Annotated in this window: 24 protein-coding genes, 1 tRNA gene and 1 other RNA gene; 12 read left to right on the forward strand and 14 right to left on the reverse strand. The window is 68.9% G+C overall.

Features of this window, described 5'->3' with window-relative positions; all coding sequences use genetic code 11:
- Positions 1-392: HNH endonuclease signature motif containing protein (locus tag CBF90_RS18770; RefSeq protein ID WP_242435618.1), on the forward strand; the 392-nt coding region annotated here is incomplete at its 5' end.
- Positions 393-463: 71 nt separating this feature from the next.
- Here CBF90_RS18770 and CBF90_RS07310 read toward each other — a convergent pair.
- Positions 464-539, reverse strand: a tRNA-Lys gene (locus tag CBF90_RS07310).
- 94 nt (positions 540-633) lie between these two features.
- On the opposite strand from CBF90_RS07310, the gene CBF90_RS07315 reads away from it, so the two are divergent.
- The 4 genes from CBF90_RS07315 to CBF90_RS18390 all read left to right on the forward strand — a co-directional run bounded on the left by CBF90_RS07315 (position 634) and on the right by CBF90_RS18390 (position 2,654).
- Complete coding sequence (locus tag CBF90_RS07315; RefSeq protein ID WP_023951090.1) at positions 634-1,470, forward strand: inositol monophosphatase family protein; 837 nt, start codon at positions 634-636, stop codon at positions 1,468-1,470.
- Positions 1,467-2,027 (forward strand): hypothetical protein, encoded by a 561-nt coding sequence (locus CBF90_RS07320; protein WP_023951092.1) that lies wholly within the window; start codon positions 1,467-1,469, stop codon positions 2,025-2,027. The genes CBF90_RS07315 and CBF90_RS07320 overlap by 4 nt, the downstream gene beginning before the upstream one ends.
- Positions 2,027-2,419 carry a DUF4440 domain-containing protein gene (locus tag CBF90_RS07325; RefSeq protein ID WP_023951094.1) on the forward strand — a complete coding sequence of 131 codons (393 nt, stop codon included), beginning with the start codon at positions 2,027-2,029 and terminating at the stop codon, positions 2,417-2,419. Before CBF90_RS07320 ends, CBF90_RS07325 begins: the two co-directional genes overlap by 1 nt.
- A gap of 76 nt (positions 2,420-2,495) precedes the next feature.
- Positions 2,496-2,654: a hypothetical protein gene (locus tag CBF90_RS18390; protein WP_023951097.1), complete on the forward strand. Its 159-nt coding sequence runs from the start codon at positions 2,496-2,498 to the stop codon at positions 2,652-2,654.
- A 328-nt stretch (positions 2,655-2,982) separates the two neighbouring features.
- Here CBF90_RS18390 and ssrA read toward each other — a convergent pair.
- Positions 2,983-3,352: a transfer-messenger RNA gene (gene ssrA, locus CBF90_RS07330) on the reverse strand.
- A 132-nt stretch (positions 3,353-3,484) separates the two neighbouring features.
- Here ssrA and CBF90_RS07335 point away from each other — a divergent pair.
- The gene (locus CBF90_RS07335; RefSeq protein WP_088380275.1) at positions 3,485-4,147 is read left to right on the forward strand and encodes an SIMPL domain-containing protein; all 663 of its coding nucleotides are present in this window, start codon (positions 3,485-3,487) and stop codon (positions 4,145-4,147) included.
- 52 nt (positions 4,148-4,199) lie between these two features.
- On the opposite strand, the gene smpB is transcribed toward CBF90_RS07335, so the two are convergent.
- The 4 genes from smpB to prfB all read right to left on the reverse strand — a co-directional run bounded on the left by smpB (position 4,200) and on the right by prfB (position 7,847).
- Positions 4,200-4,676, reverse strand: a complete 477-nt coding sequence (gene smpB / locus CBF90_RS07340) for an SsrA-binding protein SmpB (protein ID WP_023951101.1) — start codon at positions 4,674-4,676, stop codon at positions 4,200-4,202.
- Positions 4,677-4,761: 85 nt separating this feature from the next.
- Positions 4,762-5,676 (reverse strand): permease-like cell division protein FtsX, encoded by a 915-nt coding sequence (ftsX, locus tag CBF90_RS07345; RefSeq protein WP_023951103.1) that lies wholly within the window; start codon positions 5,674-5,676, stop codon positions 4,762-4,764.
- Positions 5,673-6,653 (reverse strand): cell division ATP-binding protein FtsE, encoded by a 981-nt coding sequence (gene ftsE / locus CBF90_RS07350; protein ID WP_023951105.1) that lies wholly within the window; start codon positions 6,651-6,653, stop codon positions 5,673-5,675. Before ftsE ends, ftsX begins: the two co-directional genes overlap by 4 nt.
- A gap of 81 nt (positions 6,654-6,734) precedes the next feature.
- Positions 6,735-7,847, reverse strand: a complete 1,113-nt coding sequence (gene prfB / locus CBF90_RS07355) for a peptide chain release factor 2 (RefSeq protein ID WP_023951108.1) — start codon at positions 7,845-7,847, stop codon at positions 6,735-6,737.
- A 25-nt stretch (positions 7,848-7,872) separates the two neighbouring features.
- On the opposite strand from prfB, the gene CBF90_RS07360 reads away from it, so the two are divergent.
- The 6 genes from CBF90_RS07360 (at position 7,873) to opgC (ending at position 15,394) form a co-directional block, all read left to right on the forward strand.
- Positions 7,873-9,204, forward strand: coding sequence for an MFS transporter (locus CBF90_RS07360; RefSeq protein WP_242435629.1), 1,332 nt, complete (start codon positions 7,873-7,875; stop codon positions 9,202-9,204).
- Positions 9,205-9,214: 10 nt separating this feature from the next.
- Positions 9,215-10,060, forward strand: a complete 846-nt coding sequence (locus CBF90_RS07365; protein ID WP_242435619.1) for an endo alpha-1,4 polygalactosaminidase — start codon at positions 9,215-9,217, stop codon at positions 10,058-10,060.
- A gap of 91 nt (positions 10,061-10,151) precedes the next feature.
- Positions 10,152-12,158: a glycosyltransferase family 2 protein gene (locus CBF90_RS07370; RefSeq protein WP_023951111.1), complete on the forward strand. Its 2,007-nt coding sequence runs from the start codon at positions 10,152-10,154 to the stop codon at positions 12,156-12,158.
- The gene (locus tag CBF90_RS07375; protein WP_023951112.1) at positions 12,155-12,496 is read left to right on the forward strand and encodes an STAS domain-containing protein; all 342 of its coding nucleotides are present in this window, start codon (positions 12,155-12,157) and stop codon (positions 12,494-12,496) included. The genes CBF90_RS07370 and CBF90_RS07375 overlap by 4 nt, the downstream gene beginning before the upstream one ends.
- A complete protein-coding gene (locus CBF90_RS07380) occupies positions 12,489-12,908 on the forward strand; it encodes an ATP-binding protein (protein ID WP_023951113.1) in 420 nt (139 codons plus the stop codon). Before CBF90_RS07375 ends, CBF90_RS07380 begins: the two co-directional genes overlap by 8 nt.
- Positions 12,893-15,394 carry an OpgC domain-containing protein gene (opgC, locus tag CBF90_RS07385; protein WP_242435621.1) on the forward strand — a complete coding sequence of 834 codons (2,502 nt, stop codon included), beginning with the start codon at positions 12,893-12,895 and terminating at the stop codon, positions 15,392-15,394. The genes CBF90_RS07380 and opgC overlap by 16 nt, the downstream gene beginning before the upstream one ends.
- Before the next feature lie 20 nt (positions 15,395-15,414).
- Here opgC and CBF90_RS07390 read toward each other — a convergent pair whose 3' ends face one another.
- The 8 genes from CBF90_RS07390 to CBF90_RS07425 all read right to left on the reverse strand — a co-directional run bounded on the left by CBF90_RS07390 (position 15,415) and on the right by CBF90_RS07425 (position 21,083).
- Positions 15,415-16,587 (reverse strand): GAF domain-containing SpoIIE family protein phosphatase, encoded by a 1,173-nt coding sequence (locus CBF90_RS07390; RefSeq protein WP_172407804.1) that lies wholly within the window; start codon positions 16,585-16,587, stop codon positions 15,415-15,417.
- 96 nt (positions 16,588-16,683) lie between these two features.
- The gene (locus CBF90_RS07395) at positions 16,684-17,100 is read right to left on the reverse strand and encodes a pilus assembly protein TadG-related protein (protein ID WP_088380381.1); all 417 of its coding nucleotides are present in this window, start codon (positions 17,098-17,100) and stop codon (positions 16,684-16,686) included.
- On the reverse strand, positions 17,097-17,558 hold the full coding sequence (locus CBF90_RS07400) for a TadE family protein (RefSeq protein ID WP_242435622.1): 462 nt from the start codon (positions 17,556-17,558) through the stop codon (positions 17,097-17,099). Before CBF90_RS07400 ends, CBF90_RS07395 begins: the two co-directional genes overlap by 4 nt.
- Positions 17,533-17,919 carry a TadE/TadG family type IV pilus assembly protein gene (locus CBF90_RS07405; protein WP_088380278.1) on the reverse strand — a complete coding sequence of 129 codons (387 nt, stop codon included), beginning with the start codon at positions 17,917-17,919 and terminating at the stop codon, positions 17,533-17,535. Before CBF90_RS07405 ends, CBF90_RS07400 begins: the two co-directional genes overlap by 26 nt.
- A gap of 1 nt (position 17,920) precedes the next feature.
- A complete protein-coding gene (locus CBF90_RS07410; RefSeq protein ID WP_064956691.1) occupies positions 17,921-18,109 on the reverse strand; it encodes a hypothetical protein in 189 nt (62 codons plus the stop codon).
- 30 nt (positions 18,110-18,139) lie between these two features.
- Entirely contained in the window at positions 18,140-19,057 is a 918-nt protein-coding gene (locus CBF90_RS07415; protein WP_088380279.1) for a type II secretion system F family protein, read from the reverse strand.
- Positions 19,054-19,917 carry a type II secretion system F family protein gene (locus CBF90_RS07420; protein ID WP_088380280.1) on the reverse strand — a complete coding sequence of 288 codons (864 nt, stop codon included), beginning with the start codon at positions 19,915-19,917 and terminating at the stop codon, positions 19,054-19,056. The genes CBF90_RS07415 and CBF90_RS07420 overlap by 4 nt, the downstream gene beginning before the upstream one ends.
- Complete coding sequence (locus CBF90_RS07425; protein WP_242435630.1) at positions 19,914-21,083, reverse strand: CpaF family protein; 1,170 nt, start codon at positions 21,081-21,083, stop codon at positions 19,914-19,916. Before CBF90_RS07425 ends, CBF90_RS07420 begins: the two co-directional genes overlap by 4 nt.
- Between the last annotated feature and the right edge of the window lie 22 nt (positions 21,084-21,105).

Consider the following 21,105-nt stretch of genomic DNA (forward strand, 5'->3'; position numbering starts at 1 on the left):
TCCGGCTGCTGCGGGCACGTGACCGGCACTGCCGGTTCCCCGGATGCCGGCAACCCGCGATCCGATGCGAGCTCGACCACACCGTCGCCGCCTCAGCCGGCGGCCCAACGCACGTGTGCAACCTCGCCAACCTCTGCAAGAGACACCACGACGTCAAACACCACACCCGATGGCACGTCCGACAACTCCCAGGCGGAAGGCTCGTCTGGACCTCCCCCACCGGGCGGGTCTACCGGGAAGACGCACCACCACCACTGGTGGCATTCGCGATCGCTGCGCCACCCGGCGGTGACAGACCGCATTCCTTCGTGAACGCGACGCCGACCGAGTTGGGCACTGCCGCGCGGGCCGTCACTGCCGTGCGGGCCGTCAGCGGCGCCCCGCCATTCTGAGGCGCTCGATCGCATCCTGAGGGCAACACACGAAGGCCCCGCAACTGGCGAGAGTTGCGGGGCCTTCGTGCTGGTGCACCCCCTGGGACTCGAACCCAGAACCCACTGATTAAGAGTCAGTTGCTCTGCCGATTGAGCTAGAGGTGCAGGCTGTTCGCAGTGAAGCGAACCGAGGAGAAACGTTACCCCACTTCGCGTCATCGCGCCAATCGAGGGCTCCGGCGCGTCGTATCCTGGAGCCGTGACCCCCACCACACCGGATCCGACAGCGCCGTTCGCAGGCGCCCTGGCCGACGACCTGGCTCTCGCGCTCCGCCTGGCCGATGCCGCCGACGCGGTGAGCATGGCCAGGTTCGACGCGGCCGACCTCGACGTGCAGCTGAAGGCGGATGCGTCGCACGTGACCGAGGCCGACCTCGCCACAGAACGCGCGATCCGCGAGCTCCTGGGCGCGGAGCGACCCGACGACAGCGTGCTGGGTGAGGAGTACGGCGCCACCGGAGACGCGCGTCGCCAGTGGATCATCGACCCCATCGACGGCACCGCGAACTACCTCAAGGGCATCCCGATGTGGGCGACCCTGATCGCGCTGGCTGTGGACGGCGTGCCGCGGGTCGGTGTCGTCAGCCAGCCGGCGATCGGCCGCCGGTGGTGGGCCGCGACCGGACACGGCGCATGGACGAACGTCCCGGGCGACACGACCCCCCGGCGCATCGCGGTGTCGCCGATCGACGACCTCGCGCAGTCGAGCATCAGCTTCCAGAGCATCCATCAGTGGGACGAGGTCGGTCGCGGCGAGCAGCTGCTCGCTCTGTCGCGGCGCGTCTGGCGTGACCGCGGCTACGGTGACGCGTGGCCGTACATGCTCCTCGCGGAAGGGCGACTGGAGTTCGTAGCGGAGTTCGGCGTCAAGGAATACGACCTGGCCGCGCACGTCCCGATCGTGAGCGAGGCGGGCGGACGCTTCACCGACATCGACGGGGCCGAAACCCTGTCGACCCGCTCATCTCTCGCCACCAACGGCGTCCTCCACGACACCTTCCTCGAACTGCTCTCTCGCAAGGACGGCGACGCATGACCCGGCGGCACACACCCCTGGCCCTTGCGACCGGCTCGGCGATGATCCTGATGCTGCTCGCCGGGTGCTCCGCCCCCGAACCCGCCGAGACCGCTCCGCCCGAAGCCGTACCATCGTCGCCCGTCGCGACGCCCGAGGCCACCGCTTCCGAGCCCGCCCTGCCCGATCCGACCTGCGAGAACATCATCCGAGAGGCGAGCCTCGAAGAACTGCAGTCGCAGGGCTGGGAGTATCAGCAGGGGCCGTTCATGATCGGCGAGATGCAGATCGACGCGGGCGTCTCGTGCACCTGGACCAACGCTGCCGAGCCCGGCGGCAACATCCTCCAGTTCGGATGGGCGCCGCTCACCGCCGCCGAGACGACGGATGCCGAGCGCACCCTCGAGTCTCAGGGGTGGATCCGCGAAGAGGGCGACGGCGGGGTCTACCTGACCGAAGACCCGTCCTTCGCGCTCAACATCGACGCCGACGGATACGGCGTCACCTACTTCTTCGGTGACGGGTATGCTCAGGTCGCCGACGTGAAGCAGGGCCTCGTCGTCATCGAGCGACGTTGATGAACGAGCTCGAAGCCGTCGGCGTAGCCGACGACCTGGCCGGCCGTATCCGCGACGCCGAGCGCGACCTGCTCACGAGTGCCGTCCGCCAGGACGCGCGACGCCTGCGACAGCTCATCCACCCGGACTTCACCGAGATCGGTCGATCCGGTCGCCTGTGGACGCGGTCCGATCTCCTCGTCGAACTCGTCGAGGAAGCGACCCGAGACACTCCGCAGACGGACGAGTGGGTCATCCAGCGCCTCGACGTCGACACGGTGCTCGTCACGTATCGTCTCATCGCCGGCACGCGGATCAGCCGGCATTCGTCCGTCTGGGCCACGTCGGGTGACACCCTGGCGCTGCGCTTCCATCAAGGCACCGAACAGTCATCGGCCGACGCACGTCCGTAGGCGTCGTCTCCATAGAGTCTGCGCGGCGCGAGGTCAAGGACCTGCGCCGAAGCCCGGTGCGCGTCACAATCGAGACATGCCTGCACTTGCGATCATCCTCATCATCATCGGCATCGCGTTGCTGTTCACGGGAATCTTCGTCGAAGCGGTGAAGTTCCTGCTGTTCGTTGGCATCGCGCTCATCCTCATCGCGGTCATCGCCTGGCTCATGCGCTCGATTCGCAACAAGACCTGATCACCCGAACGGCGAAGGCCCCCGCCCAGCTGAGGGCGGGGGCCTTCGCCGTACCTTCCGCTGAGCTCCGCCCCTCTGGGCACGGACTCCAGAAGCTGGAAAGCCGGCACCCGCCCATGCGGATGGCGATGGCGAATCGGAGTCGCAGCAATCCGACCCTCGCGCTGCTCCGAAAGGAGACACGTGCGCCGGGTGCATTTGGGGGGTACGCGGTGCGCGCGCCCCGCCTGATTCGGGTCAGGACGGGGCAACCTCAGCCCGGGAACGCCGAAGCCCCCGGATCTCCTGAGGTCAGGGATGCGGGGGCTTCGTGCTGTGACAGCGGCAGTGGTGGAGATGGGGGGAATCGAACCCCCGTCCATCGCTGAGATACGGCGTCTTCTCCGGGCGCAGTCTGTAGAGGCGTTCTGCTCGGCCCCGACTTTCAGTACAGACACATAAGTCGACGGGCCCAGTCCGGGAAGAGTCCCGCGTGACGTCCGGACGCCGTCACGCAGCAAGATCCCTAGATGACGCCAGGGTCCGTGGCGGGATCACACACGGTCTGACGGACTATCGGGCTCGCTTATGCAGCGAGGGCGAAGTCAGTGCGCTTGGATTCGGCACTTATTGGTTTGCAGAGATCGTTAACGAGATAACCCTGCATCCTCGGCCCGCTTCTCGCCGACACACAGGCGATGTCGAAACCGATCATCCCCATGAGCCTTCGGACGAAGGGCCGCTGTCACACTGTGGAGTTACCAAACCGGATGCCGCAGCACCCGAGCACTACAGACTACAACCGATCGGCATCCTGCGCCATTCCCGACCACCGCGCCTAGAGTCAGACCATGGCAGACATCCTCATCTCCGTCCGCGGCGAGGCCGAGCGGCGCGTCTCGCCCGAGGTCGCGATCGTCTCGGCCGCCGCCTCCGCCGATGGTCCCGAGCGAACCGCCGTCGTCGCCCGGGCCACCGCGACGATCGCACCGCTGCGCACCCGCCTCGAAGAGCTCACTCGGGCCGGGGTGGTCTCGAACTGGTCGAGCGGGTCGGTGTCGACCTGGTCGGACCGGCCGTGGACCCCCGCAGGGAACCAGCTCGCGCCGGTGCACCACGCCACGATCGACCTCCTGGCCACCTTCGATGACTTCGTGGCGTTGGCCGAATGGGTAGCGCTGCTCTCGGACGACGCGGGGATGCGCGTCTCGAACGTCGAATGGCAGCTCTCCCCCGCCACGCGAGCGACGATCGAACGCGAGGTCGCCACCTCGGCAGTCGGCGTCGCTGTGGCGCGGGCATCCGCCTATGCGACCGCGCTCGGGCACGGAGCCGTCGAGCCCGTCGAGATCGCCGACGTCGGCCTGCTCAGCGGCGCCGACACCCCGCCCGCAGTCCCGATGTTCGCGCGCGCCGCCACGATGTCGGCCGATGCGTCATCCGGAGGCGTCGAGCTCCGCCCGGCGGAGATCGTCGTGACGGCCGCGGTGGAGGCCCGTTTCCGGGCTCGATGACGAGGCCAGGCCGAACCGCACGGCGGTCAGCCTCGGGCCATCGCGGATGCCGTCACTCCCCGAGGCGGTTACGGGTGCGCATGGCGCGCTCGGCCTCGCGCTTGTCCTCGCGTTCGCGGATGGTCTGGCGCTTCTCGAACTCGCGCTTTCCCTTCGCGACGGCGATCTCGACCTTCGCGCGGCCGTCCGAGAAGTACAGTCGCAGCGGCACGAGCGTGTAGCCCCCCGCGCTGACAGCATGGGAGAGCTTGACGATCTCCTCCTTGTGCAGCAGGAGCTTGCGCGTCCGCTTGGCCGCGTGGTTCGTCCAGTGGCCCTGCGAGTACTCGGGGATGTGCACGGCGTCCAGGTAGGCCTGACCGTTGTCGATGTAGGCGTAGCCATCGGTGAGGTTGGCCCGGCCCTGCCGCAGCGACTTCACTTCGGTGCCGGTCAGCACGAGACCGGCCTCGTACGTCTTCTCGATGGCGTAGTCGTGACGGGCGCGCTTGTTGCTCGCGACGAGCTTCTCGCCCTGTTCCTTCGGCATGACGCGCCTCCTTCCTGGTGCACTGGCGCAGCCCTACAGTCTAAGGGCACGCCGGCCGGGTGCTCGACCCGACCGCGACCTGATGTCAGGCGCGCAGCCACCGCCGGATGGCGAAACCGGCCGAGACGGCCGCCAGCACGACACCGATCACGATGACCGCGGGCACGACCAACGCGACGTCCCCCAGGTTCACCCAGCTCGTGACGAAGTCGATCTGCGACGACAGATAGTCGCCGACGCCGACCTGAACCATCGCGATGATCGCGACGCTCGCGAGCGCCGATCCGATGAGCGCCGCGAACACGCCCTCGAGAATGAACGGTGTCTGGATGAAACGGTTGGAGGCTCCGACGAGGCGCATGATGCCGAGCTCTCTCCGACGCGCGTATGCCGACAGCCGAATGGTCGTCGCGATGAGGAGCACTGCGGCGATCAGCATCAAGCCGGCGATGCCCACCGCGATGTATGTAGCAACGGTGAGCGCCGAGAACAACGGGTCGAGGTACTGCAGCTGGTTCGCGACCTCCTCGACTCCGTCGAAGTCCTTGAACGCCTCGCTGATGACATCGCTCTGCGACGGGTCGGCGAGATTGACCCAGTAGGTGTTGTTCAGCTGCTCTGGGCTGACGAACTCGGCGTAATCCTGTCCCATGAGGGAGAGGACGTTGTCGTACGCCTCCTGACTCGTCTCGAAGCGGACGTCACGCACGACGCTCTGCAGCGCGGGCGATTCCAGACGCTCGGCGACGGCGGCGATCTGCTCGTCGGTCGCGGCGCCATCGGCGCAGTTCTGCACCGTGGCGTCCTCGCGGCACATGTAGACCGCGACCTGCGCCCGCTCGGACCAGTAGTCCTTCGTCTTGCTGATCTGCATCTGCATGAGCATCGCCGCGCCCACGAACGTGAGCGAGACGAAGGTGACGAGCACGACGGAGATGACCATCGACGCGTTGCGGCGCAGACCGGTCAGGGCCTCGCCGAGGATCAGGCCGACTCTCATGACGTGGGCCCCACTTCGTCGCTGCGGTCATCGCGATCGCCGAGCCCGAGCTTCTTGGCGACGTCGGGCAGCCCGAGGCCGGCCAGGTCGATGTCGGGGGCGACGATGGGGATGGCCCGCGTCTCCCCCACCGGTGGCGGCGGCTCGGCGGGCGCCTCGGGCTCGTCGGGAACGGGAACGTGCGCGGTCGGCGGCGTCTCGGCGATCTCGCGTTGCAGTTCGAGGACCGCTGTGAGCGCGGCGACGGCGGCGGCGCCGCGGACCGGTTCGGGGGCCAGGCTCGGGAGAGCCGACGTGTCGCCGTAACCGCCGCCGACCTCGTCACGGACCATCACGCCACCGCTCAGCTCGATCACGCGGCGCTGCATCTGGTCGACGAAGCCGGCCTCGTGGGTGGCCATCACGACCGTCGTGCCGTTGGCGTTGATCCGCGCGAGCAACTGCATGATGTCGACGGATGTCGCCGGGTCGAGGTTTCCCGTCGGCTCGTCGGCCAGCAGCACCTGCGGACGGTTGACGATCGCGCGCGCGATGGCGACGCGCTGCTGCTCACCGCCCGACAGCTCGTGCGGGAGTCGCTTCTCCTTGCCCGCGAGGCCGACGAGCGCGAGCGCCTCGGGGACCGCCTGTGAGATGAAGGCACGCGACGACCCGATCACCTGCAGGGTGAACGCGACGTTCTGGAAGACGGTCTTGTTCGGCAACAGCCGGAAGTCCTGGAAGACGGCGCCGATGTGGCGACGGAAGTAGGGCACCTTGCGCGTCGAGAGACCGCGGAGGTCGCGGCCGAGCACGACGACACGCCCCTCGGAAGCGACATCCTCGCGCAGGATCATCCGCAGGCACGACGACTTGCCCGATCCGGAAGCGCCGACGAGGAAGACGAACTCGCCGCGCTGGATCTCGAAGTCGACGTCGCTGAGCGCGGGCTTCGAGGTGCCGCGATACCGCTTGCTGACGTGTTCGAACCGGATCATGACTCGATGAGCCTAAGCGGCTCCCCCGCGCAACCACGCCGCGACACCCGCGCGCCGCGGCATCCGCGCCTCAGCACTCGATCAGGCGTCGTCGTCCTTGCGCTTGCGCCACCGGATGCCCGCAGCGATGAACCCGTCGAGATCGCCGTCGAAGACGGTCGAGGGATTGCCGACCTCGTGGCCGGTGCGCAGATCCTTCACGAGCTGCTGGCCGTAGAGGAAGTAGGAGCGCATCTGATCGCCCCAGCTCGCGGTGATGGTGCCCGCCAGCTCCTTCTTCTTCGCAGCCTCTTCCTCGCGCTGCAGGAGCATGAGTCGGGTCTGCAGGACGCGCATGGCCGCGGCACGGTTCTGGATCTGCGACTTCTCGTTCTGCATCGACACGACGATGCCGGTGGGGATGTGCGTGATGCGCACGGCCGAGTCGGTGGTGTTGACCGACTGCCCACCGGGGCCCGACGATCGGAAGACGTCGACGCGGATGTCGTTCTCGGGGACGTCGACCTCGACGGCCTCCTCCATCACCGGGATCACCTCGACGGCGGCGAAGCTCGTCTGGCGCTTGTCAGCCGACCCGAAGGGGCTGATGCGCGCGAGGCGGTGCGTTCCGGCCTCGACCGACAGCGTGCCGTATGCGTAGGGGGCGTCGACCTCGAACGTGGCCGACTTGATGCCTGCGCCCTCGGCGTACGACGTGTCCATGACCTTCACGGGGTACTTGTGGCGCTCGGCCCAGCGCAGGTACATCCGCAGCAGCATGTCGGCGAAATCGGTGGCGTCGTCGCCACCCGCGCCCGAGCGGATCGTCACGACGGCCGCGCGGTCGTCGTATTCGCCGTCGAGGAGCGTCTGCACCTCGAGTTGACCGATGACCTCTTCGAGCTGCTTGAGCTCCTTGCGCGCCTCTTCGGCCGACTCCTCGTCGTCCATCTCGATCGCGAGCTCCACGAGCACGTCGAGGTCGTCGAGTCGGCGCTCGACCTCGGTGACGCGCTTGAGTTCGGCCTGGCGGTGACTGAGCGCGCTGGTGACCTTCTGCGCCTTCTCGACGTCATCCCAGAGATCCGGCGCGCCGGCCTCCTCAGAGAGGCGGGCGATCTCGGCCCGAAGAGCCTCGACGTCGACCACCGCCTGGATGTCGGCGAACGTGGAGCGCAGGGCCTGGATGTCGGCGGAGATATCGAATTCGAGCATGGCACTCCAGAGTATCGTGGAAGCAATGGGAGCCAGCGACGAGAACGAACCGATCCGCCGCGTTCTCTGGCGCCTCGCCCCGATGATCTACGGACCGACGACCCTGTTCGGGCTCGGTGAAGGCGCCGTCATCCCCCTCATCCCGGTCATCGCCGCCGAACTGGGCGCTGACGTCGCCACCTCGGCACTCGTCGCCGCCGCACTCGTGGTGGGCCAGCTGTGCGGCAATCTGCCCGCTGGGTGGGCCGTGGCCCGCATCGGCGAGCGGGCGACCATGATCATCGCGGGGCTGCTCGCGCTCGTCGGTGTCGCTGCGATGGCCTTCGCTCCCGTGCTGGGGGTGTTCGCGGCATCCGTCTTCGTCATCGGCATCTGCGCGGCGGCCTTCGGCGTCGCCCGTCACGCGTTCATGACCACTCGGGTGCCCCTCACCTTCCGCGCTCGGGCGCTGTCGCTGCTCGGCGGCAGCTTCCGCCTCGGCATGTTCGTCGGGCCTTTCATCGCCGCTGCGCTCCTGTGGGCGTTCGGCGACGAGCACGCCACGATCTGGTTCTTCGGGGTGTGCCTCGTCGCGATGATCGCTCTGGTCGCCTTCGGACCCGAACCCGAGAAGCGGCTGGGACCGCCGCCCGCCATCGCACGGACCGTCGAGGGCGAAGCGATCACGACGGCGCCTGTCCGGACGCGCCGCGCCCCCGGCACCGGCGTCGTCCGCACCGCCTGGCGCAATCGCGACGTGCTGGCGCGCCTCGGTGTCGCGGCGGCGTCGCTGTCGGCGCTGCGGTCCACGCGTCAGGTCCTGCTCCCCTTGTGGGGCGTGGCGATCGGGCTGGACGGCTCGACGATCGCACTGGTCGTCGGCGTCTCGGGTGCGATCGACTTCGCGCTGTTCTACGCCAGCGGCCAGGTCATGGACCGCTTCGGTCGCCTGTGGGCGGCCCTCCCCGCGATGCTCCTCATGAGCGCGGGCCTCATCGCCCTCGCGCTCACCGCGGCCAGCGCGCAGCCCGAGCTCTGGTTCGCCCTCTTCGCCGCCGTGCTCGGGGTCGGGAACGGACTCTCGAGCGGCATCCTCCTCACGCTCGGCGCGGATGTGGCGCCGACGGCGAACCCGGCGCCGTTCCTCGGTTCCTGGCGCACGCTCACGGATGCAGGCGGTGCCGCCGCCCCGCTGCTGGTCTCCGGGATCACCGCCGTCGCCTCGTTGCCGGCCGCCGCCGCCGTCATGGGGGCGTTCGGTCTCGTCGGCGCTCTGGGGTTCATCCGGTGGGTCCCCCGTTTCGTCCCGCGCACCCGGATCAACCGTGATCCCGAGGGCCCGGACGGCGGCCCCGACGACCGTGACGACCCCGCCTAGCATGCTTGGCGTGCGCAGATTCGCGGCCGCCGGCTCGGCCATCCTGGTCGCCGGCGTCCTGTCCGGCTGCGCCGTCGGCATCCCCGGGCACGGGGATGCCGAGGGGGGTCTCGCCGAGTCCGCGCACGCCGTCGACGTCATACTGCCGCCGGTCGGCGGAAAGCCGGACTACCAGCTGGGCGGAGAGTACCCGCCCGGCGAGGACGTGGAGATCGTCGGCCGCGACCGCACAGCGGAGCCCGCACCGGACCGTTACTCGATCTGCTACGTGAACGGGTTCCAGACGCAGCCGGCAGAACGCGACCTGTGGGATGACGATCTGCTCGTGACGGTCGACGGCGAGCCCCTCATCGATCCGGACTGGCCCGACGAGGTGCTGATCGATTCATCGACGGCCGACAAACGCGAGCGCATCCTCGCCCTGGTCTCACCCTGGATCCGCGGCTGCGCCGAGTCCGGGTTCGACGCGGTCGAGTTCGACAACCTCGATTCCTTCACGCGCTCCGAGGGCATGCTCGACATCGACGGCAATCTGGCGCTCGCCGCCGCCTACGTCGACGTAGCCCACGACGCGGGTCTCGCCGCAGGTCAGAAGAATGCGGCGGAGTTCGCTCGGCAGCTCCGCGACGAGGCGGGCTTCGACTTCGCCGTCGTCGAGGAATGCGCCGCCTACCTCGAGTGCTCCCGCTACACCGAGGTCTATGGCGAGGCCGTCGTCGACATCGAGTACACCGACAATCTTCCGCGCACCTGGGACGAGATGTGCGCCGATCCGGAGACCCCGTCTTCCGTCGTGCTGCGCGACAGGGACCTGACCGTGCGAGGTTATCCTGAGCATGTAGCGACGCATTGCTGAGGCGAATCTTGGTCTGAACGTCGTTCATGGCGCAACCCGTTTCACGCCGCGACACGGTGCTGACAGCGTTGCTCTCGACCGAGGGAGATCGATGGTCTTCGAGACGACGCTGGGCCGCGAGGGCACACGGCGCGAGGTGGCGCGCCAGTCGAAGCGGACGGCGAGGCGCCTCGCGCTGATCCGGCTCGTCGTGCTGCTCGCCGCGATCTCCGGCGTGAACTACATCGTCTGGCGCTGGCTCGCCTCCGTGAATTGGGAGGCGTGGTGGATCGCCCTGCCCCTCGTCCTCGCCGAGACATATAGCCTCATCGACTCGCTCATCTTCGCCGTCGGCGCCTGGCGGCTGCGCGAGCGCCACGATGCGCCGCCCCTGACGCGCGACGTCACGGTCGACGTCCTCGTCACCACCTACAACGAACCGCTCGACCTCGTCATGCGCACGGCGCGTGCGGCCCAGGCGATCGACTACCCGCACGAGACCTGGATCCTCGACGACGGCGACCGGCCCGAGCTCCGCCGTCTCGCGGAGGCCGAGGGCATCGGCGTCGTCACCCGGTCGCAGGCATGGCGCGACCGCCCACGCCATGCGAAGGCCGGCAACATCAACAACGCCCTCATGGTCACCGAGGGCGAGTTCCTGCTCATCCTCGACGCCGATCAGGTGCCCTCGCCGAAGATCCTCGACCGTACGCTCGGCTGGTTCATGGACGACAAGGTCGCTCTCGTCCAGACGCCGCAGTGGTTCGTCAACGTTCCGCCGAGCGATCCGCTCGGCAGCCAGGCTCCGCTCTTCTACGGCCCGATCCAGCAGTCGAAGGACGGGTGGAACGCGGCATTCTTCTGCGGCTCCAATGCGATCCTGCGCCGCGAGGCCCTGATGCAGCTCGGCGTCTCGCGGTACGTCGACGAAGTCACGCTCGCCGTCAACCGCGGCGTCCGCTCCTCCCGTCGCGTGCTCGCCCGCGCGCGCCGGGACCACGGCGCCGACCCGCGCATCGCGGCCGCCCTCGACACCGTCGCCGCAGCGCTCGACGACGTCAAGGCGGAGATCGCGCGTGGTGACGCACTGGCCGATGTCACCTACGCCTTCCAGAGTCGGATCGACCGCGTCCGCCGCGAGCTCGCCGACCAGGACATGTCCGATGTCCGCGAAGAGCTGCGCGCCCTCGCCGAGCTGACCGCGGACACCGAGGCCCTCGCCGTCATCGACGAGGTCACCCTCGATGCTTTGGGCGACCGGAGCCTGTCGCCGTTGGCCGCGCTCGAGTCGATCAGCATGCTCGTCTCGGCGTTCGATGTCGGACGGGATGAAGAGGCCCAGGCGATCATGCCTCTCGCGACCATCTCGGTCACGGAGGACATGGCGACCTCGATGCGGCTGCACGGCCTCGGCTGGAAGTCGGTGTATCACGACGAGGTGCTCGCCGAGGGACTCGCGCCCGAAGACCTGCCGACGATGCTGACGCAGCGGCTGCGGTGGGCGCAGGGCACCATGCAGGTGATGTTCCGCGAGAACCCTCTCGTGCAACGCAGCCTCAGCTGGGGACAGCGGATCATGTACTTCGGCACGATGTGGAGCTACCTGGCGGGCTTCGCCGGCATCGTCTACATCGCCGCGCCGGTGCTCTACCTGACGTTCGGCGTCATGCCGGTTCAGGCTTGGAGCGTCGACTTCTTCGCGCGGTTCATCCCCTTCTTCCTCCTCAATCAGCTGCTCTTCCTCGTCGTCGCCAACGGACGCCCCACCTGGCGCGGCGCGCAGTACTCGCTCGCTCTCTTCCCCGTCTGGATCCGCTCCGTGACCACGGCATTCGCGAACGTCTACCGCGGTCGCGCCCTCGGGTTCGCGGTCACCCCGAAGACGCGCGCCACCGAGGACAGCCCGCGGTGGGATCTCGTGAAGCCGCAGCTGATCGCGATGGCAGCGCTCGTCCTGTCGCTCGTCGCCGTCGCCATCCGCTATGCCGTCGGGCAGGCCCAGGGCATCGCGCCGCTCATCAACATCGTCTGGGTGCTGTACGACCTGATGGTCTTCAGCATCATCATCCGCGCCGTGCTCTACCGGCCACCGGCACATCTGGAACTGAAGGAGACATGACCATGCTGGACCTCGATATCGACGTACGCGAGAACGGTCGAGTCGTCCGCCCCCACGGTCGACTCACGATGGTCTCGGCCCGCCCCTTCCGCGAGCGGGTGAGCGAGGAGATCGCCGCGGCGGGCGAATCGCCCGTGATCGTGGATCTGTCGGACGTCGCCTTCATCGACTCATCGGGCCTCGGCGCCCTCGTGGCCTGCCTCAAGACCGCTCGGCAAGGTGGTGGCGATCTCCGACTCGCCGCGCCGAGCGAACAGGTCACCATGGTGCTCGGCCTGACGAACCTCGACCGCGTGCTCCGGCCGCGCGCCACCGTGCAGGACGCCCTCGATGGCTGAGGTCGCGCACCGGTCGCTCGTCGCCGATGTCTCTCTCGAGAGTGTGGAGGCGGTCCACGATCTGCTCGCATCCTGGTGGGAGGAGGCGGGCGACGTCGACCCGCGCACGCGATTCGCCTTCGAGATCGCCGTCATCGAGATCGCGGGCAACATCGTCGAGCATTCCGTCGCCGCGCACGGTGCCGAGGGGCGGCATTTCACGCTCGACCTGCGCGCCACCCCCGAGGCGCTGACGGCGACCTTCCAGGATGACGCGCAGCCCGCCGAACTCGACCTCAGCGCGGTGACGATGGCCGACGCCGACTCCGAGGATGGCCGCGGGCTCGCTCTCGCGCTCGCGAGCGTCGACTCCGTCGACTACCGCTACGAGAACGGGCGCAACGTGTGGAGTCTCGAGTGCCGCCGCGAGTGACGCGGCACCTGAGGCGGACGCTCGCCGCCCTGATCCTCGCCGCCGCCGGCGCTCTCCTCGCGGCGCCCGCGGCCGTCGCCGACACCTCCGTGCCCGCGCCCGTCACGCAGGACGGGCTCTGGTTCGGCCCGGAGCTCGATTGGGGCTCCGACGGTCCGGACGGATACGCCGACCGGCTCGGCGAGACGCCCGCCACCTACGCCATCCGCCTGTCGTACCCGCTCGATGACAGGGCCCGCCAGGACTGGTCCCGCGCAGCCACGGCGGCCGCTGCCCAGGGCGCCGTCCTCGTCCTGAGCATGGAGCCGCGCGTTCCCCTCGCGGACCTGACGCGCGACGATGCCGCGGCGTTCAACGCGATGCTCGAGAAGATGCAGGGCGACTACGACACGCACCACCTCGTGCGCTTCGCCCCGGAGATGAACGGTTCGTGGACCTCGTGGGGGCAGCAGCCGCGTGAGTTCGTGCGCGCCTTCGAGGCCGTGGCCGACGTCGTCCACGACGGCGGTTCGGGCGCCGAGATGGTCTGGGCCCCCTCCTACGGCGCGGGCTACCCGTTCGAACGCGCGGACGGTCGCCTCGACGATCTCTCCCCCGCTGACCTTCTGGCGCTCGACACCGACGCGGACGGTCTGCTGACCGAGGCCGACGACCCGTACGGCCCCTACTTCCCCGACGCGGATGCCGTCGACCGGGTGGGTCTGACGATGTTCTACTTCGGCAAGGGCGAGTCGGGTGCTGCCGCGGGTCGCGACGTGCCGCTCGTGTCGAACAGCGCTCCCGACGAGGGTGAGGTGGCCGCGCGCCTGGACGAGCAGTGGGGCTACACCGTGCCGCAGGCAGAGGCCTTCTACGACAGGTTCGCGGCGGGCGAGAGCCGGGACCTTCTGCTCGACACCGGCGCGCTCTACGACTTCTCACTCGACGGAGACACCGAGCTCGCCGTCAAGCAGGGCTGGTGGCGCCAGGTGCTCGCCGAGCTGCCCGACCACCCGCGGATCACCGCGGTCACCTGGCTCGAGGCGGTGCGCGAAGAGGCCGAGGCCGGCGCGCAGGAGGTCGACTGGCGCCTGACCGCCTCGGGTGAGCTCGCGAGCGCGTTCCGCGCCGACCTCGCGGCATCCGGGCAGGTGCAGTGGAGTCCGATCACTGACGTGATCACCCCCGAGCAGGCCTCGGCCAGCACTGTGCAGGTGCGCGAGGGCAACGACGAGATGAACTGGATCACCGGCGCGGCCGCCGTGCTCGCCATCGCATTCCTCGTATCGGGGATCGTGGGCCGGATGCTGCCGTCGTGGCGCTATCCCGATGAATCCGCGACTCGCGACCTGCGCATCGACATGATGCGGGGCTTCGTCATCATCGTGGTCGTCGTCACCCACATCGAGGTGCTGAGCCCCTACTCGTTCGCTTCGCTGAACATCATCGGCGCCATCACGGGCGCCGAGCTCTTCGTCCTGCTGAGCGGCGTCGTCCTCGGCATGGTCTTCCCCGCCGCAGTGAAACGCAGCGGGGAATGGGGCGCAGCTCTCGCTGCGTGGGCGCGAGCACGGAAGCAGTACCTGGTCGCTCTCGCCGTCATCCTGCTGATCTTCATCGTCAGCTTCGTGCCGTTCATCGACGCCTCGGCGATCATGACGTTCACCGACCGCGGCACCGGCGAGGACGGTCAAGCGACGACCGGCCGCGTGTACGACCTCTACCCGAACGCCGACCGCCTGCTCGACTACCCGCCGCCCTGGTACGCGGTGAGACAGCTGCTGCTGCTCGAGATGGGACCGTGGCCCTTCAACATCATGGGGCTGTTCGTCGTGCTGAGCCTGGCCTATCCCGGGCTCATGTGGCTCATCCGCCGGCGCCTGTGGTGGCTCGTGCTGGCGGGCAGCTGGGGTCTCTACGCTCTCCACATCACGATGCCGGAGCTGTCACCCCTGCCGTCGCAGTTCAACGCGGTCTTCCCGCTGCTGGCCTGGCAGGTGCTCTTCACACACGGACTCGTGATCGGGTACTACCGGCGCCAGATCATCGGGGCGCTCACCTCGACACCGGGGAAGATCCTCGTCGGGCTCTTCGTCGTCGGCTATGCCGGGTTCCTGGTCTATCTCTGGGCGGGCGACAGCTTCGGGTTCGAGCCGGCCCCTTTCCCTGCCGGCCTCTACGGGATGCTGTACGACTCGGGCTACCCGCGGATCGATCTGCACTGGGGGCGTCTGCTCGACCTCGTTCTCGTGATCACCTGCAGCTACGCCGTGCTCACGGTGGCCTGGAAGCCGATCAACGCGGTCATGGGGTGGCTCTGGATCCCGCTGGGGCAGGCGAGCCTGTACGTCTTCATCGTGCACGTGTTCTTCGTGCTCGCCGTGGCGAACATCCCCGGGCTCGATCGGCAGAGCTTCTGGCAGGGAACGCTGATCCATACCGCGGTCATCGCGGTGATCTACCTGATGGTGCGGAAACGGTTCCTGTTCTCGGTGATCCCCCGCTGACGACGTCCGGACGGCCGTGGTCAGCGCACCGAGACGACCACGGCCGTCACGTCATCGTCGACGACGTGCTCGGAGACGCGGATGGACAGCTCGTCGAAGAAGGCGTCGGGCTCCGTGGCGCGGCGGAGGTCTTCGCCGATGAGACGCAGGCTGTCGAGTGTCGAGTCGTAGGCATCGAGGGCACCGTCCGAGACGGAGACGATGAGGTCGCCGTGACCGACCACCGTCTCGCCGGCCTCCCACTCGGCGTCGGATGGGCGCAGGCCGAGCGGAAGGTTGCGTGAAGTCAGACGCTCGCTCGTGCCGTCGGCACGGAGAAGCAATGTGAGCCCATGCCCCGCATCGACGTAGGCCACCCGGCCGCTCCGGGTCTCGATGACCGCGTGGAACAGGGTGGCGAAGGTCTCGCGATAGCGCTTGTCGTGCCGGGCATAGTCCTCGACCGAGAGCATCGCCTCGACGGGGTCGAGGTGAGCGCGCTGCTGGAGCGCACCGATCAGCTCCTCCGCGAACCCGCCGGCCTCCTCGCCCTTGCCCATGACGTCGGCGAGGGTGACGATGATGCGGTCTCCGACCTGCTGCCAGCTGCTCCGGTCGCCGCTGACCTGCCCGTACGGGATCGCCAGGGCTGCGAGCCGGACCTCTCCCGCTGCGAGACGGTCGTCGCGCTTGGCCGGGGCGCTGGACGCGGCGGGCACGGGCACGGCTCCGGACGCACCGGGATCGCCCATGCGCATCTCGGCCTGCGCCCACAGGCCGAAGCGCTCGAACGCGTCGCGGTCGGCGTCGCTGAGATCACGGGGCGCGGTGTCGAGCAGGCAGAGTGTGCCAACCGTCTCTCCCGCGTCGGTGTGGATCGGGAAGCCCGCGTAGAAGCGGATGCCGTGCTCGGCGACGATCGCGCGGTCGGCGAACCGCGGGTCGGCGCGGCCGTCGCGCACCTCGAGCACGGCGGGCTGCTTGACGGCCTCGCCGCAGAACGAGTCCTCGATCGGGGTATGCCGGAAGTCGGACTCCGCCGGCTGCGACTTCGTGAAGACCGTCTCGGAGTTGACGACGTTGACGACGGCGTAGTCGACGTCGAACATCTCGCGAGCGAGCCGCGTGATGCGGTCGAAGCGCTCCTCCGGGGCCGTGTCCATCAGACCGAGACGGGTCACCGCGTCGTCGTTGACATCGAGTTGCTGGGTCATGAGCGGGCTCCCCCTCCACGCATAGCCGGTCATCCGACCCTAGCCAGCGCCGATTCCTCCGGGAAGGAGGTTGCGCGATCGCTGCGCGTCGCGGACTCAGCGCAGCACGGTCCGGCTCGTCGCGGTCGCCTCGACCCGCACGCCGTCGGGCACGAACATCGATGACACGGGAGGATGCCACACCGTCGCCACGGTGACTCGCGCGGACACCCCGTCGGGAGTGGCAGCGTCGACCAGCGTGACGTCACCGGATGCCGCGACGACCTGGGCGGCGAGGTCACGGACACCCGCCGGGTCGAGGAGCGCGCGAGGCGAGCCCTGTTCGACCGAGAACTCGAACCCGTCGGAGGCGGCCAGAGCCGCGGCGTCCGCGACGGTGTCTGCCCGCTTATGGGCGAGATACAGGCTCATCGCGTCGGCGCTGAGGAGGACGAGCACGATGGCGAGCAGAGCGTATACGAGTGTGAGCGGCAGCACGCTCCCCTCGTCGCCCAGCCGGTGGTGTCGCCTCATGGCGCGCCCCACAGCCGCGGCATCCGTTGCACCGCGGTCGCCTCGATCGGAACGCGGGCGAGCCGGTCGAGGCCGAGCACGGGAGGCACGAGCGGAAGCGTCGCCTCGGTCTCCGCGGTGACGCGGAACGTCTCCCCCGGACGCGGACACGGACCAGCCCCGTCGCACGAGACGGCGAGCGCGAGATCGTCCGTCGCCATCCCGTACTCGGCGGCGATCGCCTGCGTGATGCCATCGGCGCGCGCGTCGGCCTGAGCGACGTCGCTCGCTGTCGCGATCGCGCGAGCCACGTGCCGCGCCGCCGCCTGGGCGGCGAACGTGTGAGTCTGCACGATGCCGAGCGACACGATCAGGTATACGACGGGGACGAGCAGGATGAGCCCGGCAGTCAGGAACTCGAGCGACGCCGATCCGTCCTCAGCGCGGTGTTGCTCACTCCCCGTCGTCCGCATGCGCATGCGCGGTCACCTCCCACGCTGCCGGGATGCCCGTCAATCCGACGAGCGGCAGGGTGAGCCGCATCGTCACCTGGACCATCACCGCGTCATCGACTGCAGTGCGCCGCGTCTGGACATCCTGCACGACCCCCGGCCCGAGCGTCCGATCGACGATCTCCCGGGCGCGCGCAGCTCCCTCCGCGTCGGTCACATCGGCCAGCGCGGCGTCGTACGCGCCTTCGACCGCCGCGTCGTGAGCGACCCCTCGAACGTAAACGGCGAGAGCGAGCTGAATGACCCCCAGGGCGAGCAGGGTCAGCAGCGCTCCGACCATCACGAACTCCGCCGGACTCGAACCGCGGTCGTCGAGAGTGACCGCCATCTCAGAGTCCGGAGACTCGTGCGATGGCCTGCTCGAACAGGTTCGACAGCGCCGGACCGGCGAGCGCCCAGATGACGACGACGAGCCCCGCCGTCATGAGGGTGACGAGTACCCAGCCGGGAACATCGCCATGCTCGTCATCCCGGAGGTCTCGTGCGGCGCCGCGGACCATCGCGACCGTTCGTCTCATCGCGTTTCCTTTCTTCGTTCTGGATGTGGTTCACAGCCCCAGGCGCAGCATCACGATGCCGGGGAATACCGCGAACAGGACCGAGAGAGGCAGCACGAGGAAGACCAGGGGAACGAGCATGAGGATCTCCTTGCGGCCCGCTTGCTCGATCAGAACCCGCTTCGCGTCCTCCCGCGCATCGGCCGCCTGGGTCTGCAGCACCTGTGCCAACGGGGCGCCACGTTCGATGGCGCCCACGAGCTGGTCGACCGCGCGATCGATGCTCGCCACGTCGAGGGAGCGTGCCATGTCGCGCAGGGCATCGGTCAGGGTCGACCCGGTGCTGGCCGAGAGTACCGCCGCACGGAGGTGACGCGTCAGTTCGCCGGCTCCCACGTCACTGACGCGGCGGAGCGCATCGTTGAGGCTCTCGCCCGCAGAGAGGCAGAGCGCGAGGAACTCCAGCACCGTGGGCACCTCTTCTCGCACCTGCCGCATCCTCTTCTCCGCGGCCTGCGCGAGCATCGTGTGGGCTGCGAGCGTTCCGGCGCCGGCGAAGACGATCGGCAGCAGCAGCGTCGCTCCGTTCGCATCGCCGCGAATCGCCACGACGATCGTGATCGCGGTTCCCATCGCGAGACCTCCGAGGCCGGCGAAGAGTTGCCGCAGGCGGAACGCCTCGGCAGAGACGGACCAGCCGGCCCGCAGGAGCCGCCGTCGCACCGTGTCTGATCCGCCGACTCGCGCGCCCAGCCGCGAGACCCAGGTGAGAAGGCGCCTCTGCCACGAGGATCCCGGATGCAATGGAGTCAGGCCCATCGGGTCGGCGATGTCGCGCAGGTAGGGCGCGATGCGTCGCTCGAGCGGAGGTCCCGCCCAACGCGGCATCCCCGCGACGGTGAGGAGAACCCCGGTTGCCAGAACAGTCCCCCAGATGATGGCGAGGGCGAGGTCGGAGAAGGCGGTCATCGCACCCACCTCCGCGGTTCCGGCAGCCGGCCGATCCGCAGCATGAGCCGGTACGCGACGAAGGACACCGCGGCCCCAGCCACGATGAGGACCGCTCCCTCACCCGAGGCATACGCGCGTGCCCCTTCCGGTCTGAGGGCCAGGAGCGTCAGGACCACCCAGGGCGCGACCAAGCCGAGCACGGCCGCGCCGCGGATCCACGACTGCCGCGCCTCCACCTCCGCGCGCAGGGCCGCATCGGCGCGGACGGAGGTCGACAGCGCCCTCAGTACCGGGACGAGCTCGGTCCCGCCCACCTGCCGGGCCATCCGAAGCGTCTCCACGATGCGGTCGGCCACAGGGTCGGCGAGCATGGCTTGCAGACGCGCGGCACTGGTGTCGAAGTGACCGGAGGCAGCGAGATCTCGCGCGAACCCGTGGAACGCGGGCCGAAGGGGTGGTGGCCCGTTCTCCGCTATCGACGAGACGGCGTCACCGAGAGGCATCCCGGCTCGAACGGATGCGACGAGGAGGTCGCAGACGTCGGGCCAGAGTCCTCGGCGAGCTCTCCGCAGTCGCCGCGCGCGTGATCGTAGCCAGGCCGCCGGCAGGAGCGCCCCGGCGCCCCCGGCGACGATGGCAACCACAGGCAGCGATGTCACGAGCCATGCAGCCGCGGCGGCGAGCACCGCGGCCCCGACCGATACGGCGGCGAGTCCGCTCACCGGCGCGTGCGCGAAACCGGAGGATTCGAGGAGGACGCGACCGAATCGCCGGGACGGACCGGGTGTCGCCGCAGTCTTGGCCGTCAGAGGCGACAGCCACGGCGAGACGATCAGCAGAAGTCCCGCGCCGAGGCTGGCACCCCACAGCAGGATCACGTCCGGCTCCGGTAGACCGAGCGCGTCGCGATAACGCCCTCGACCACCGCCCCGGTGGGAGACACGATCTCGGCGACGCGGCGGCGGCCCGAGCTCAAGAGCTCGCAGTGGACCACAAGGTCGACGGACGCCGCGAGCGCGTCGCGCACGAACTCGATGTCGATGTTCCGGCCGGCCAGAAGTGGGAGGACCGAGAGCTTCCGCAACGCATCCGCCGCAGAGTTGGCGTGGACGGTCGCGGCGGCCGGAACGCCGGTGTTGAGTGCGAGGATCAAGTCGAGAGCTTCCGCGTCGCGCACCTCGCCCACGATGAGACGGTCCGGTCGCATACGCAACGCCTCCTTCACGAGGCGCCGCAGCGTCACTTCTCCCCCGCCTTCGAGGCTCGGCTGACGGGCCTGCAGGGCGACGACATCGGGCAGATCGACGGCGAGCTCGAACGTCTCCTCCACCGTGACGACACGCTGCTCGGGCGGACTCGTCGCCATCAAAGCGCTGAGCATTGTCGTCTTGCCCGCGTGAGTGGCACCGGACACGATGATGTTCCGTCCGCTCGCGATCGCGGTGCGCAAGATGTCCGCCGCCTCCACCGTCACCGACCCGACCGCCACGAGGTCGTCGAGCGTGCGGAACGTGCGGAGGAATTTGCGGACATTCACGGACCAATGGCGGGTGATATCGGGAATGACGACGTGAAGCCGCGAGCCGTCCGGAAGCGAGGCATCGGCGAACGGCTGACTCAAGTCGACGCGGCGCCCAGTCGCGTGCAGCATCCGCTCGACCAGGTCGCGCACCTGCCCCTCGGTCAGAGTCAGCGCGACCCTCTCGCTTCGGCCGCCGCGCGCGACGAAGATGCGGTCGGGAGCGTTTACCCACAGCTCCTCGACGCTCGGATCGTCCAGGAGAGCCTGCAAAGGGCCGTAACCGGCCACGGATGCCAGCACGCGGCGCACCGCAGCGGACTCGTCGTCGACGGCTTCGAGCCCGCGTGCCAGAGCGAAGTCGTTGTGTCGCTGCACCTCCGCGGCCGCGACGCGCTCGACCTCGTCCGGGCGCTCCGCAGGATCGATGCCCTCCGACCGCAGCCGATCGCGCAGACGGCACGCGATCCGCGTCTCGGGAGGCAGATCAGGCGGCTCGGACCCGGATGCGGAAGAGAGGGAAATGCTCACCCGCAGCATCGTGGTC

The sequence above is a fragment of the Microbacterium sp. AISO3 genome (genome assembly GCF_002204305.1).
Taxonomy (GTDB): domain Bacteria; phylum Actinomycetota; class Actinomycetes; order Actinomycetales; family Microbacteriaceae; genus Microbacterium; species Microbacterium arborescens.

Excerpts from the sequence above, each read along its gene's own strand:
- CBF90_RS07375 (WP_023951112.1), top strand. The coding sequence starts at position 12,155 with ATGACCATGCTGGACCTCGATATCGACGTACGCGAGAACGGTCGAGTC.
- CBF90_RS07360 (WP_242435629.1), top strand. The coding sequence starts at position 7,873 with ATGGGAGCCAGCGACGAGAACGAACCGATCCGCCGCGTTCTCTGGCGC.
- CBF90_RS07320 (WP_023951092.1), top strand. The coding sequence starts at position 1,467 with ATGACCCGGCGGCACACACCCCTGGCCCTTGCGACCGGCTCGGCGATG.
- smpB (WP_023951101.1), bottom strand. The coding sequence starts at position 4,676 with ATGCCGAAGGAACAGGGCGAGAAGCTCGTCGCGAGCAACAAGCGCGCC.
- CBF90_RS07415 (WP_088380279.1), bottom strand. The coding sequence starts at position 19,057 with ATGACCGCCTTCTCCGACCTCGCCCTCGCCATCATCTGGGGGACTGTT.
- CBF90_RS07390 (WP_172407804.1), bottom strand. The coding sequence starts at position 16,587 with ATGACCCAGCAACTCGATGTCAACGACGACGCGGTGACCCGTCTCGGT.
- CBF90_RS07410 (WP_064956691.1), bottom strand. The coding sequence starts at position 18,109 with ATGAGACGAACGGTCGCGATGGTCCGCGGCGCCGCACGAGACCTCCGG.
- ftsE (WP_023951105.1), bottom strand. The coding sequence starts at position 6,653 with ATGATCCGGTTCGAACACGTCAGCAAGCGGTATCGCGGCACCTCGAAG.
- CBF90_RS07405 (WP_088380278.1), bottom strand. The coding sequence starts at position 17,919 with ATGGCGGTCACTCTCGACGACCGCGGTTCGAGTCCGGCGGAGTTCGTG.
- CBF90_RS07395 (WP_088380381.1), bottom strand. The coding sequence starts at position 17,100 with ATGAGGCGACACCACCGGCTGGGCGACGAGGGGAGCGTGCTGCCGCTC.
- CBF90_RS18390 (WP_023951097.1), top strand. The coding sequence starts at position 2,496 with ATGCCTGCACTTGCGATCATCCTCATCATCATCGGCATCGCGTTGCTG.
- CBF90_RS07380 (WP_023951113.1), top strand. The coding sequence starts at position 12,489 with ATGGCTGAGGTCGCGCACCGGTCGCTCGTCGCCGATGTCTCTCTCGAG.
- CBF90_RS07335 (WP_088380275.1), top strand. The coding sequence starts at position 3,485 with ATGGCAGACATCCTCATCTCCGTCCGCGGCGAGGCCGAGCGGCGCGTC.
- CBF90_RS07370 (WP_023951111.1), top strand. The coding sequence starts at position 10,152 with ATGGTCTTCGAGACGACGCTGGGCCGCGAGGGCACACGGCGCGAGGTG.
- CBF90_RS07400 (WP_242435622.1), bottom strand. The coding sequence starts at position 17,558 with ATGCGCATGCGGACGACGGGGAGTGAGCAACACCGCGCTGAGGACGGA.
- ftsX (WP_023951103.1), bottom strand. The coding sequence starts at position 5,676 with ATGAGAGTCGGCCTGATCCTCGGCGAGGCCCTGACCGGTCTGCGCCGC.
- CBF90_RS07325 (WP_023951094.1), top strand. The coding sequence starts at position 2,027 with ATGAACGAGCTCGAAGCCGTCGGCGTAGCCGACGACCTGGCCGGCCGT.
- prfB (WP_023951108.1), bottom strand. The coding sequence starts at position 7,847 with ATGCTCGAATTCGATATCTCCGCCGACATCCAGGCCCTGCGCTCCACG.